This window comes from bacterium, from assembly GCA_008933615.1.
GTDB lineage: Bacteria > CLD3 > CLD3 > SB21 > SB21 > SB21.
Window position 1 is genome coordinate 1 of the sequence record WBUR01000030.1, and the last position, 13,504, is coordinate 13,504.

Annotated in this window: 13 protein-coding genes; 10 read left to right on the plus strand and 3 right to left on the minus strand. The window is 45.2% G+C overall.

Annotation, left to right across the window (positions count from 1 at the left end; genetic code table 11):
* Positions 1 to 14 precede the first annotated feature (14 nt).
* The 6 genes from F9K33_11615 to F9K33_11640 all read left to right on the plus strand — a co-directional run bounded on the left by F9K33_11615 (position 15) and on the right by F9K33_11640 (position 6,480).
* The gene (locus F9K33_11615) at positions 15 to 482 is read left to right on the plus strand and encodes a GNAT family N-acetyltransferase (protein KAB2878793.1); all 468 of its coding nucleotides are present in this window, start codon (positions 15 to 17) and stop codon (positions 480 to 482) included.
* A gap of 40 nt (positions 483 to 522) precedes the next feature.
* Positions 523 to 1,047 carry an SRPBCC family protein gene (locus F9K33_11620; protein ID KAB2878794.1) on the plus strand — a complete coding sequence of 175 codons (525 nt, stop codon included), beginning with the start codon at positions 523 to 525 and terminating at the stop codon, positions 1,045 to 1,047.
* 13 nt (positions 1,048 to 1,060) lie between these two features.
* The gene (locus F9K33_11625) at positions 1,061 to 2,269 is read left to right on the plus strand and encodes a hypothetical protein (protein KAB2878795.1); all 1,209 of its coding nucleotides are present in this window, start codon (positions 1,061 to 1,063) and stop codon (positions 2,267 to 2,269) included.
* On the plus strand, positions 2,256 to 4,310 hold the full coding sequence (locus tag F9K33_11630) for a hypothetical protein (protein ID KAB2878796.1): 2,055 nt from the start codon (positions 2,256 to 2,258) through the stop codon (positions 4,308 to 4,310). The genes F9K33_11625 and F9K33_11630 overlap by 14 nt, the downstream gene beginning before the upstream one ends.
* Before the next feature lie 57 nt (positions 4,311 to 4,367).
* Positions 4,368 to 4,859 (plus strand): peptide-methionine (R)-S-oxide reductase MsrB, encoded by a 492-nt coding sequence (gene msrB, locus F9K33_11635; GenBank protein ID KAB2878797.1) that lies wholly within the window; start codon positions 4,368 to 4,370, stop codon positions 4,857 to 4,859.
* Between the two features lie 139 nt (positions 4,860 to 4,998).
* Complete coding sequence (locus F9K33_11640) at positions 4,999 to 6,480, plus strand: peptide MFS transporter (protein ID KAB2878798.1); 1,482 nt, start codon at positions 4,999 to 5,001, stop codon at positions 6,478 to 6,480.
* A 42-nt stretch (positions 6,481 to 6,522) separates the two neighbouring features.
* On the opposite strand, the gene F9K33_11645 is transcribed toward F9K33_11640, so the two are convergent.
* The 3 genes from F9K33_11645 to acs all read right to left on the minus strand — a co-directional run bounded on the left by F9K33_11645 (position 6,523) and on the right by acs (position 9,490).
* Entirely contained in the window at positions 6,523 to 6,852 is a 330-nt protein-coding gene (locus tag F9K33_11645; protein ID KAB2878799.1) for a hypothetical protein, read from the minus strand.
* A 74-nt stretch (positions 6,853 to 6,926) separates the two neighbouring features.
* The gene (locus F9K33_11650; protein ID KAB2878800.1) at positions 6,927 to 7,430 is read right to left on the minus strand and encodes a hypothetical protein; all 504 of its coding nucleotides are present in this window, start codon (positions 7,428 to 7,430) and stop codon (positions 6,927 to 6,929) included.
* A 149-nt stretch (positions 7,431 to 7,579) separates the two neighbouring features.
* Positions 7,580 to 9,490, minus strand: coding sequence for an acetate--CoA ligase (gene acs, locus F9K33_11655; GenBank protein KAB2878801.1), 1,911 nt, complete (start codon positions 9,488 to 9,490; stop codon positions 7,580 to 7,582).
* 277 nt (positions 9,491 to 9,767) lie between these two features.
* Between acs and F9K33_11660 the strand changes: the two genes are divergently transcribed.
* From F9K33_11660 to F9K33_11675, 4 genes are all read left to right on the plus strand, one after another.
* Complete coding sequence (locus F9K33_11660; protein KAB2878802.1) at positions 9,768 to 10,970, plus strand: aminotransferase class I/II-fold pyridoxal phosphate-dependent enzyme; 1,203 nt, start codon at positions 9,768 to 9,770, stop codon at positions 10,968 to 10,970.
* A gap of 308 nt (positions 10,971 to 11,278) precedes the next feature.
* Positions 11,279 to 11,725, plus strand: coding sequence for a hypothetical protein (locus F9K33_11665; GenBank protein KAB2878803.1), 447 nt, complete (start codon positions 11,279 to 11,281; stop codon positions 11,723 to 11,725).
* Complete coding sequence (locus F9K33_11670; protein ID KAB2878804.1) at positions 11,650 to 12,819, plus strand: hypothetical protein; 1,170 nt, start codon at positions 11,650 to 11,652, stop codon at positions 12,817 to 12,819. Before F9K33_11665 ends, F9K33_11670 begins: the two co-directional genes overlap by 76 nt.
* Positions 12,820 to 12,871: 52 nt before the next feature.
* Positions 12,872 to 13,486: a porin family protein gene (locus F9K33_11675; GenBank protein ID KAB2878805.1), complete on the plus strand. Its 615-nt coding sequence runs from the start codon at positions 12,872 to 12,874 to the stop codon at positions 13,484 to 13,486.
* Positions 13,487 to 13,504: the final 18 nt, after the last annotated feature.

Below are 13,504 nucleotides of genomic sequence, written 5' to 3' on the forward strand. Positions count from 1 at the left end.
GGGGTTGCTGGTGCATGACCTGGCGATTAAAGAAATCCGAATTTGATAAGCAAAAAGGCGCCGGAAACAAAAAAGCGATGAAGAAAATGGTAAGCGGAGGAAAAGAACCCGGCATCATGGCCTATTATAATGGCACACCGGTCGGCTGGTGCGCCGTGGCGCCGCGGACGGAGTTTATTCGCCTCGAAGGATCGCGCGTACTCGCGCCCATCGATGATCAGCCGGTGTGGTCGATCACGTGTTTTTTTATTACTAAAGAATTTCGCCGTAAAGGATTGTCAACCGAATTGCTCAAAGCGGTCATTGCGTATTGCAAAAAGAAAAAAGTTAAAATTCTTGAAGCATATCCCGCCGAACCCTATGCCGATAATATTCCCGCGGCTTTTGCATGGACGGGTATTCCTTCCGCTTTTCTTAAAGCAGGTTTTACGGAAACCGCGCGAAGGTCGAAAACGCGGCCGATCATGCGCCATTATCTGTAGTTGATTCAAATTTATTTCAATTTACTTAGAGAGAACAAAAATGAAAACTTTTTTCTCAATAGCCGGCGTTATTTTAGGCGCGTGTATCATATCCTTTTTACTTATCGGCGTTTTTATGCCGCGGTTGGATTACAAGATCACGTTTGAAGTGAATAAACCGGTTGATCAAACATTCAAGAGCTTCATGGACGTGACGCTGATGGGGGAGTGGATGACGGGGTTCAAAAAAATGGAAACGCTGAGCGGAAAACCCGGTGAGGTGGGAAGCAAATACCGGCTTATTTTTGCCGAAGGAGACAAGGACGTCGTCGTTGACGAAGAAGTGATCGCGATGAAAGAAAATGAAGTATTTGCCTTTAGCATGGAAAATGATTTTTTGAACGGAACCGGTGAATTTCGTTTTGCCGGGAAAGAAGGAAAGACGCAAATTACGTACATTAACGATACAGCGGGAAAAAACATAGTTTATAAAACTATGTTGGCGCTATTCCGGTCCGGTATCATGGAAAGAAACACAAAAGACTTTGATAAACTAAAATCGCTCATTGAATCTGCAGAACAATAGTCAGAAAGGCTTTATGAAATCCGTCTTCACCGTCTCTTTTTTGTTTTTACAAATTCTCACCGTCTCCTTAAGCCACTCTCAGGATACGCTGACTACGGCCAGCGGTTTAAAATACATCGTTACAAAAAAGGGGAGCGGGGAGCCCGCGAAAATTGGTTTTGCAGCGGACGTATTGTACAAAGGCTTTTTCATTGACGGCAAAGTTTTTGATCAGACGCAAGACAGAGAAAAGCCGTTCAGCTTCGTTTTGGGCAGCGGTCAGGTGATTAAAGGCTGGGAGGAAGGCGTGGCGCTGATGCGCGTCGGCGACCAGTTTCAATTGATAATCCCGCCACAATTAGCCTACGGGAAAAAAGGCATTCCAGGTTTGATACCGCCAAATACGACATTGTTGTTTGACGTGGAATTACTCTCCGTGCGCGACGCGAATATTGTTGCCGCTAAAATACCTGCGAATACACTGCTTGATGCGAAGCAGCTTGCGGCGAGTCTTCAAGCGGCCAAACAAAAGCAGGGCGATACGATAACCGCTTCCAGCGGGCTAAAATATGTTGTCGGTAAAAGAGGCAGCGGCGAACCTGCGCAAGCCGGTAAGTCGGTCGAAGTGCATTATTCAGGATTTTTGATGAATGGAAAAATGTTTGACTCCTCTCGTGATCGCGGGGAACCTTTTGAGTTTATTCTCGGGCAGGGACTGGTCATCAAAGGGTGGGATGAGGGTATTGCCCTGATGCGGGTAGGCGATCAACTTCGCCTGATTATTCCGCCGCAACTGGCCTACGGCGAACGAGGCGCCGGCGGAGTCATTCCCCCCAACGCAACGCTCCTGTTTGACGTTGAACTCTTGGGCGTCAGCGAGCCGAAAACATCGATCTCGGAAATTCTGGCCGCAATTATTTTTGAAAAAGATATTCAGGCCGCGGTTGATGAATACCATCATTTAAAAAAGACTCAACCGGATACGTATAATTTCAAAGAAAGCCAACTGAATATGCTGGGATATCAATTGATGCAGGCAGGCAAAACGGCAGAGGCTATAGAAATATTTAAGCTGAATGTGGAATCATATCCGCAATCCGCAAACGTATATGACAGCCTTGGCGAGGCTTGTCTGATCGGCGGCAAGAAAGAACTCGCTAAGATCAATTACAAAAAAGCGGTGGAACTAAATCCAAAAAATGTGAATGCTATTGAAATATTAAAAACGCTTGAAAAAAATTAACCGGGTTATGGTCATGAAATTACATTCCTTTACTTTTGCCCTTGCGCTGTTTTTATTTGTTTCGGTTTCGATCCACTCTGCAGAACCAGAATCACAGGATCCGAAAGATTTTAATGCGGTGATTTCTGAATTGGCTAAAAAAATGCAGGAATCCAATGCGACCGACAAGCCCAAACGATTAGCTGTGGTGACGTTTGTTCCGAGCCAAAATCGGAATGAAAATGCAAAGAATGAATTTGGGGAGTATGTAACGGAATCTCTGATCAGCGCGCTCAGTTCGAACAAAAAGATCTTTAAACTATTTGAGCGCAAGCGTTTGGATGCGGTGCTAAAAGAAAATGACCTGATGCTGACAGATCTGATGCAGAAAGATGCGGCGATCAAGATCGGCGAACTTGTTCCTATCGACGCTTTATTTTCCGGGACCTATACTAAATTGAAAAGTTATATTGACGTCAACGGCCGTCTGATCGACGTGGTTACGGGCGAGATCATGGTGAGCGTTTCCGGCAGGATCCAATTGACCGACGATCTGATGAGCCTGTTTCCCGGCGCGAATAACAATGAAAATGCGCCGAACGAAAACAGAAAATCCGATTTGGACCTTTGTAAGGAAAAAGCGAAAGCCGTAAAAGCGCGCCTTAACGATCTGAGCAGCGACGATAAGATTCAAGCCTTGGTTCGTGACGGTATAAAATTTCCATTCGATACGGAATGCGGCGTCTTTCATTTTGATCTGATGTATGCGTTTAAGCGATATAACATAGAAAATACGGAGTACAAGAAATTTTTGACGGCCGCGTTGGATTCGATCCCGTATCCTGCCAATGACCAACGGGCTATTGAGATCATTCGATATTTGGTGAAGGACAGTGTCATCGATTCGCAGGAATGGAAATTGGGTTTAAAAACTCTTCGGAAGGTCGGTAATTACTCATTGTCCAGTTACATCAGCTATTTGTTAACTCATCAGAATATCTCAGCTTATCTCAACGAGTGCTATGACCGCATCGATGAATATTTTGAGCTGGCCCAAGCCGGTCGCATCGGACTACCGACGCCCGTCACTTTTACTGCCGCTTTTTTTGAAATGACCGAAGGCGTCAAGGTTCGACACGATAACCGCCTGCTGATTTACTGCTATGAAAAATATGCCGACCGCTTGGCCATGGATGCCAAGACGGCCAAGAGTATTTATTCTCTGTTGACGGCGATTTACAAAAGTGAAGATGATTCGGAACGGAAAACGAAAACTCTGACATGGCTGGCCGACCTATTTAACCGTTCGGAAACGAATGAAAAATCGGCGGAACAATTATACGATTTTGCGCGTTCCTTTGAACCGAACCCGTACAACAAAGAGGCGAATAAGCAGATCATGCGGGAATTTCCGCAAAAAGACTTGGAATCATTGGTACAGGCCTGCCGGAGTAAATTCTCCGAATATGCGACGTTAACTGCATACAATAGTCAGTTGACCGACCGAATTAATTTCTGCGTGAAATACGATGTGCCGGTTCCTGGAACGATTCCCACCATGGCCGAGGCGCAAACGATTCTGGCAGGCGATGACTGGGAGGAACAATTACGCGTGATGAAGTTGCTTGTTCAAATGAATGAAAGGCCGAAACCCATTGAAAAGGTACTTGTAAATATTTTGGACAAACGCAGTTTGGATCATAAAGGCGAACTTTCACAGATGCAGGAATCAGCATTAGTGGTTTTAGGTAATGTGCGGACTAACGACTCAAAGGCAATAAGTTATATGATCGCGAGCCTCGAAAGCCGCGAGTATATGATACCCGATAAGGCGGTTGACGCATTAGTATCCATAGGGAGAGGAGCCGTTCCGGCTCTGATCGCAAAATTGAACTCCTTAACAATTCACGACGGCGGGCTGCAATACAAGATTGCGGTAATCCTCGGACGCATCGGAAAAGATGCGCAGGCGGCTAAACCTACCCTGCAGGCTCTGCTGGCAAAGTCGACGAATAAAGATATCAAATATGCGATCGAAGCGGCTTTGCAGGCGATGGAATAAATAAACGTCAATGACGTTAGACCTTGCTACAAGCGCTTAACCAATAGAAGGATTTATATGCGTAAAACCCTCGCTGTATTTTTATTTGGGATACTATTTCTGTCTTGTGCGAACAAGAGTGAGTTTGCCCAGAATGCCAAATCAAAAGACAAACCCATGAAGGATAAAATTATGAAAAGCGATGAAGAGTGGAAAAAAGAACTCACACCCGAACAGTATCGTGTACTGCGGGAAAAAGGTACGGAACGCGCATTTACAGGCAAGTATTATCAGAATCACGAAGACGGAATATATTATTGCGCGGCGTGCGATAACCCATTGTTTACTTCAAAGACGAAATTCGAATCAGGCAGCGGCTGGCCGAGTTTTTATGAACCCATTCCCGGCGGGATAGAATCGGAGACAGATAACAGTTTGGGCATGGCACGAACCGAGATTCTATGTGCGCGATGCGGCGGACATTTGGGACACGTGTTTGACGACGGGCCGAAACCGACGGGATTGAGATATTGCATCAATTCCGTTTCATTGGACTTTAAGAAAGAATAATTCGTTTTAAGTCCAATTACATGAACAAATGAATCCGTCTGGTTCCCGCCAGGCGGATTTTTTCTTTTTCTCTTTCGAGTCAAAAAAAAAATTCATAATGTCTCATCAGATTTTAAATAACTCCAAATAAGGAATATATATGTCGGAGCAAAAATCACAAAGTTTGATGAAATCGTTTCCGGGCGTGTTTTGGCTTGCCAACGTGATGGAACTTTTTGAACGCGCTGCCTATTACGGCCTTAATTCCGTGCTTGCCATTTATTTGACTAACTCCATCCACGAAGGCGGGTTGGGCTTTTCAGAACAATCGGTTGGGTTTCTGCAAGGATTGATCTATGCCTGCACGTATATCATACCGATATTGGGCGGAGCGCTGGCGGATCGCTACGGTTATCGCCGCATGCTGATAGTGGCGTTTTCATTTCTTGCGGCAGGTTATTTTATCAGCGGTCACATGAGCGCATACGGCGGCGTTTTTGTTGCGTTGCTCATTATGGCAACAGGATCGGGTTTGTTTAAGCCGATTATCAGCGGAACCATAGCGCGCACGACGACGGAAGAAAATTCAGGATTCGGTTTCGGCGTGTATTATTGGATGATCAATTTGGGCGCATTCTTGGCGCCGCTGGTTGTCAGCGTGTTAAAAGGGTTCGATTGGAGCTATGTTTTCACCGCTTCTGCGCTGTACTGCGCGCTGATGTTGATCCCAACCGTATTCCTGTTCAAAGATCCGGCGAAACCGGCCAATACAAAAAGTTTAAAAGACGTGTTAAGCGGAGCAGCAAGGGTACTCGGCGATGCACGGTTCATGTTGATGATATTTATCTACTCCGGATTTTGGATTCTCTATTTCCAGAATTTTGGTTCCGTGTTATGGTTCCTGCGCGATTTTGTTGATACGGCACCGATCGATCAGGCGTTTGCTTCAATCGGTATCCCGCTGAAGTTCGATGCGGAACACGTCACGGTAGTAAATGCCGGAACAATCATTCTGCTGCAGGTTTTTGTCAGCAGAATTGTAAGAAATGCCAAACCGCTGTTGACCATGGTGGGCGGCATTGTGCTGGGTGTGCTCGGTTTTGTGTGTTTGGCTTATGCGGGCAATGTCTGGGTATTTGTACTCGGCATCGCAGTTTTTTCCATTGGCGAAATGACCGCACATCCGAAATACTACAGTTATGTCGGGCTGGTAGCGCCCGTGGAAGGGAAAGCGGTTTACATGGGTTACGCCTTTCTGTACGGTGTGATAGGAAGCCTGATCGGTTCTAATCTTGGCGGCGCGATGTATGAAAATTTTTTGAAACCGCTGGTCGGGCAGACAGGGATTGAAAATGAACTTAGGAACTTCTGGCTCATCTTCGCCGGACTTGGCCTACTTGCAATGTCAGGCCTGCTCTGGTATAACAAATATTTCGCCGTTGATTCGCCGGATACAAATCGTAAAGCGCGTTTCGTCATGATCGGGATTTACGGAATGCTAATCGTGATTGGAGGATGGTTTTTCTATAATTCCGTTTTTGGCGCCGCTGAAGTGGCCTACAAAACGATGGTTCAGGCGTTGATCATGTTGCTGATCGGTGCGGGCGGGATGGCCATCAGTATGAAACCGAGAACGATGTAATAGACGTTTCTCCCAAAGCGAATGAATACGAGGATAGGGACATCAATCCACGATAAAAAGTTTCGCACCGTTTTTGGTACACGATCGGTGAGGATAATTTTCGTCTTCGACTTGGTAGGACATACCCTGTCTTAATTCGATAAGCCGGCCATCTTCGAGTTCCGTCGTCATATCGCCTTCCAAACAATATATGATGTGTCCCTTTTTGCACCAGTGGTCGGCTTTATATCCGGGTGAGTAAGTGACGACTCTCACGCGAATGTCGCCAAACTGCCGGGTTTTCCAGTTAGCGTAACCCGTCTCACCGCCGTGTCTTTCTTCTTCAACTGCGATCCAATCCACGGTGTCGAATGGAATATTCTGAATGATCATACGCTGACTCCGGGGATGCGCAAAAAAATGAGCTAATACACTTTGCGCATCGAAAATAGCTAAATAAGATCTTTTTACTTCTCTACAAAGTCATATGTTCGCCGAACGCCTGTCAGGAAACCAATACCGGCTCCTACTCCTGCACCAACTCCTGCGCCGAGGATGGGACCGGAAATATATTCCCAAAATCCTGACAGCGGAACAAGGGGCGTACTGCCGTCCTGCAGCGCAAGTCCGATACCGGTACCGAATCCGCCGATCGTTCCGAACGCTAAACCTCTGAATGATCCTTCGCCGCGATTAACCACACTGATGCGGGTAATGGTGTTGAGAGGTATGGATTTTGATTCTTTTACTTTATTGTCGTACCAGGTAATGTTTTCGAATGTGATATCCACATGGCTGACGTTAAAAATATTTCCATCTTTGGCGGTGATTTTGAGTTCCTGGTCAAAAGCAAATTGTTTAAAACCAAAGAACTCTTCTGAAGTAGGTCCTTTGGACAAGGTCACCCGTTGAGGGGCACAACTTATACTCCAAAGCATTACAGATAACATAACAAACAGGCTCGCTTTCATAATATCCTTTCGTTAGATCATTAAATAGACATCAAAAATTAAAAATCTAAAAGTAAAACGACAAATTAGAAATTTTAGATTTTGAATAGTAAATTTTAATATTTGATTTGTCATTTTGACTTTTCCATTTTCCATTTTTGAATTTTGTTCTATTCTTCCAAAGTTGAAATATCTCCCTCGCTCAGCCCTTGCGCTCTGGCTTTGAGTAAACGCCGCATGATCTTGCCGCTGCGTGTTTTGGGTAGAACGTCCATAAAAGTAATTGCCTCCGGACGCGCGATCGGGCCGATCTCTTTTACAACCTGTTCCTTAAGTTCTTCTTCGAGTTCTTTACTAGGCGTAAATTTAGATCGTAAAATGACGTAGGCATGAATCGCATTCCCTTTGACCTCGTGCGGAAGTCCGATGGCCGCGGCTTCCGACACTGCCGGATGACTTACCAATGCGCTTTCGATTTCCGCCGTGCCCAACCGGTATCCGCTCACTTTGATCACATCGTCGATGCGGCCGATTACCCAAAGATATCCGTCCTCGTCTATACGCGCAGAATCGCCGGCCTTGTACCATCCTTGTTTTTCATATTCTTTCCAATACGTTTCTACGTAACGTTCCGCATCGCCGTAGATAGTTCTCGCCATCCCGGGCCACGGCGCTTTGATGACGAGTTTTCCTTCTTCGCCGCGTTTGACTTCTTTGCCGTGCTCATCCACAACCCCGATCTCTATCCCGAAAAACGGTTTGGTTGCAGAACCGGGTTTGAGAGGTGTAATAGGCAGAGGCGTTACCATGAACCCGCCGGTTTCCGTCTGCCACCACGTATCCATAATGGGACAGCGTTCCTGCCCGATCACCCGATGATACCAGCGCCAGGCTTCCGGATTGATGGGTTCGCCGACGGAACCGAGCAGACGTAAACTGCTGAGGTCATGCCTTTTCGGCCATGCTTCTCCAAAGCGCATCAGGCCGCGAATGGCGGTCGGCGACGTATACAAAATATTAATGCCGTACTTTTCTACGATCTGCCACCATCGGTTGGGATAAGGATGGTTCGGCGCGCCTTCATACATCATCAGCGTGGCGCCGTTGATCAGCGGTGAATAAACCATGTAACTGTGTCCCGTGATCCAACCCGGGTCGGCTGCGCACCACCATCGGTCTTCATCCTTTATATCAAAAACATATCGATGCGTCGTAGAAGTATACACGGCATAACCGCCATGCGTGTGAAGTAATCCTTTCGGCTTGCCCGTCGTGCCGGACGTGTAGAGTATGAATAACATATCTTCGGAATCCATTACTTCTGTAGGACAATTCGGATTAGCGATCGGCAAGCCCATAAGATCATGATACCAGAAGTCGCGGTCATTCTCCATGTACGCGTCATGACCGGTGCGTTTCACGCAAATGCAAACTTCGACGGTTGGGGAGCGCTTAATGGCGTCATTGGCGATGGCTTTAAGATCGTTGATCTTGCCGCGCCGCCACCCGCCGTCGGCAGTAACGACCACGCGGCTTTTCGCGTCTTCGATCCGCGCCGCGAGCGCTTCCACGCTGAATCCGCCATAGACAACACTGTGCGCCGCGCCGATCTTGGCGCACGCGAGCATGGCAAAAAGTAACTCCGGGATCTGAGGCATATAGATCGTTACGATCTCCCCTCTCCGTACGCCCATGCTTTTCAGTACGTTTGCAAATTTTGACACTTCGCGGTTAAGAGCATGGTATGAAAAAGTTTTTACATCGCCGGGTTCGCCTTCCCAAATAATGGCAAGTTTATTTCGGCGCCAGGTTTTTAAATGGCGGTCGATAGCATTCTGGATAATGTTGATCTTTCCGCCGGAGAACCATTTGAAAAAAGGTTTTTTGGAATCGTCCAGGACTTTATCCCATTTCTGAAACCATTCGAGTTTCGCTGCCTCCTCCGCCCAAAAACCTTCACGATCGGTGATGGAGCGTCGATAGAGCGTCTCGTAATCCTTGATGAGCGCTGCATCCACGGTTTCTGCAGACGGGTGAAGCAGTTCTGAATTCATCGAAGAATTTTTTGTCGATTCGCTCATACTATTTCTCCCGTTTGAACATAGTTAAATGGAAAGATGTTTTTGGACGCGTGGTTTTGAATGTTGATATTTTTGAACAAAAAATCAAAATGTATTTTAAAGAAATAATTGGTTGATCAGCGTGAACTTTGCTTGAATAAGGCAGGAATTCTTACTAATTTTTTGAGTCGTTTTTATGAATATTGATTTTGTGCTGTTTTATTGGTGAAACGGACATTTGACAGATAAAAAACGATCAACGGTTTATTAGTTAATTAAAATTTGAGAGGGCAAAGCCATGATATACGATCCCAGCAGTAAATTGCAGGACTATTTAGTCTTCGGCGAATTTGGCGACGTCAATCCGTCCATCACAGACTCATCGACGTTCACCTTTATGACGCCGGAAAAAATGAAAGAAGTATTTGATCACGAAATTGAAGGATGTTTTCTGTATTCGAGGCACTGGAATCCGATCAATAAAGATCTCGCTCGGGCTCTTTCGTTTATCGAAGATTCCGAAGCCGCGCAAGTAACTGCATCGGGCATGGCGGCTATCAGCAGTACCGTTCTGCAAATTTGCCAATCCGGCGATGAAATCATCTCCAGCCGAACGGTGTACGGCGGCACGTACGCGTTATTCAAAAATGTGCTTCCGCGCTTCGGCATCAAAGTTCATTTTGTAAATATGCAGGATTTGAATGCGATCAAAAAAGTTGTTTCAGCAAAGACGAAAATCCTTTATACGGAATCGGTCAGTAATCCGCTCCTCGAAGTTGCCGATCTGCCCGAACTTGCGAAACTGGCCAATGCGCATAATTTGAAACTGGTTGTTGACAATACCTTCAGCCCGATGACGATCTCTCCGATCCGGCTCGGTGCGCATGTCGTAGTGCACAGTTTGACCAAGTTTATTAATGGCACCAGCGATTGCGTCGCCGGTTGCATCTGTTCAAGTTCTGAATTCATCCACCAGTTAACGGATATCAATTCCGGCACCTGCATGTTAATGGGTCCGGTTTTGGACAGTTACCGCGCGGCAAGTATTCTGAAAAATCTTCACAGCCTGCACATTCGAATTCAGAAACACGGGGTCAACGCGCTTTACCTTGCGGAAAATCTTGAGAAGCTCGGCATAAAAATATTTTATCCCGGCCTCAATTCTCATCGTCAGCACGCGTTACTAAAAAAAATCATGAATTCAACGTATGGATTCGGCGGCATGCTTGCGATCGACGCTGTAACGGAGGAAAATGCGAATAAACTGATGGAGATGATGCAGGAAGAAAAAGTCGGTTATCTCGCGGTAAGCCTGGGTTATTTCAAGACGCTTTTCAGTGCACCTGGAAGCAGCACATCGTCGGAAATTCCTTTGGAGGAACAGCAGGAGATGGGCCTGAGTAAAGGTTTAGTGAGAATGTCTGTCGGATTAGACAACGATATTCACCGCAGTTATGAGCGTATTAAAAATTGTCTTGAAAAACTTAAATTAATTAAATAATGGCCTTTTGGGTTTGCTTACTTTAGCCTTTTTTATAAACAGGTATGATCCTGTCTCGGGTACATTCATAAGCTTCTCAGTATTGTCATTCTGAAAGAATCCTTTTTCAAGTATAATTACTGCATCATTCTAAAAAGATTCTTACGAGAATGACATTTTTAACGCTGTGTGAGGCCGAAGGATAAGCCTGCGAATATTGTATTAAAAAACAATCCAAATGTTGGCTCATCAATTTCTGAAATGTGAGTAAACCCGATAAGCAAATTAAAGAATGGCCTTTTGGGTTGAGTCAAACCAAAAGATTGCCCATGCAAAAAATTGAAAAAGTATATTACGGATTGGCAATTGTTTTTTCGCTGATGCTGAGCGGTGTACTCTACCGTATTTTTTCCATTCTGGAAACGTTTGAAAGCATAGAAACGGCGCAGTTCGTCTATCATGAATCCGCTTCTATTCTGACGTACGCCGTACCAGCATGTTTCTTAGTATTAATGCTTTTTTCTAATGTGGTCTTTATGAAATCAGGCCAAGGCCGGTATTTCATATTTTCCTATTTGTTTTTTGCCGCTTTTACGATTCTGGACTACGTGTTGGCCGGAGAAACTTATTTTGATTTCACAAAGAGAACAGGATTGTGGACAGGAGGGTTTTCTATCATGGGGCTTGCGGGACTGTTTTTATGTTTTGTTGCGTTTATTCTTACCCTGGCCAATTATTTGATTCTCAGTACGTTAAGAAAAACGAAGATAACTTAACATTAATTATGTCCACAACGCGAAGAAAATTTTTGCAACTTATCGGACTGGAAAGTTTTTCTCTCTTGCTGATCGGAAAAGGAGCAATGCCTGCAACGACGTCTGAACCCGCCGTCAATTTTGTACGTAACGAAGCGTTACCGACAATTCTGGAAGGGTATAAAGGCAACCCGATGATTGACGGGCGGTTTGTTAATACCAATTTGTCCGTATCCGGAGCGCCTTTTAGCAGTATCTTGAAGTGGTTTACCTCGTCCAATCCACAAAAAGAAGAAAAGGATAATGAAAAATACTCGATTCCACTTCATAATATATCCGATTTGAATTCCATCAAAGAAGACTGCATCATTTGGCTGGGGCACGCCGCTTTTTTGTTTCACTTGGGCGGGAAATTGCTGCTGACGGACCCGTGCCTGACCAGTCCCGCATTTCAAAAAAGATTCACACCGTTGCCCATTCCGATTAGCGAATTGTTAGTTGATTATTTGCTCATTTCGCACGGCCATTACGACCATCTTGATTCAACAACGATCTCCGAATTGCCTTCCAAAAATATGACTGCGCTTGTGCCGTTAAAAATGGGCGATTTGATCCGTTCGATGAACAAAAATATTCAGGTTCATGAAGCGGGATGGTACCAGGAATTTCCGTTACATAATGAGACCTTCCGGATTTATTTTCTACCGGCGCAGCATTGGTATTTAAGGGTTCCGTGGGATCGTAATAAGATCTTGTGGGGCAGTTTTATGTTAGAATACAAAGGAAAGTATTTTTATTTTGCCGGCGATACCGCATCGGCAGAACATTTTTCACAGATCACCGCATTATTCCCCTCCATCGATTATTGCATTTTACCGATTGGCGCGTACAAACCGGAATATGTAATGAAAACGAATCATACTAATCCGGAAGAGGCCGTTCGCGCCTTTCACGCTCTGCAGGGGAAAACACTCATTCCGATGCATTACGGAACGTTCGATCTTGCGGATGAACCGCGTAGCGAGCCAATTCGTCTTCTGAAGCAAATAGAATCTGAGGGTCGGATCAATGGGGTATTAAAAATACCGGAAATTGGTCAAGTAATTCTTATTTAGAATATGTAAACACGCTAGAGTGTTTGTTCTATGACTTAAAGAGGAGGCTTATATGAAAATCACTATATTAATTGTTGCTTTAATTAGTTGGGTTCTCCCGCTTCAGGGGCAGGATCTACTCCGGCATGAATTATTTTTCGGGTTAGGTTGGGCGAAGTCATACGAGAAGAGTATATTCAATTTGTCACCAGACGCAAAATCGTCGCCGGAACTTGCTATCAATATTTCGTATCTGTATCATCTGAAAGAACATATGGCGCTTGGTTTTCAGATCTATGGTTTTAGCGAAACGACACCAAAATATAATGTAGACGGTGACAACGTAACGTTTGATCTATCCGCCTTTAATTTAGGGGTACAAGCAAGATACATATTCATGCGCGGTTCTTTCGAACCTTACGGATACCTTGCGCTGAACTTAGCGAGCGGCTCGGCTGAAAATAAAAAGACCGGTACATTGAACTATAACGGATTCAGTTATGGCGGCGGCGTTGGCCTGAATAAAAGAATAACCGAAAAAATCTATGCCTCGCTGGAAGCGTTGACATCGTTTGGCAGCGCTAATTGGAAAGAAAGGCCGTTTATTAATTCGTCGGGCAAGAAATTTAATCCGGCGATGACAGCGGTGGTTGTAAATATTTCTTATCGCTGGGGCTCGATTAAATAAAATTTAAACAGAAGACGA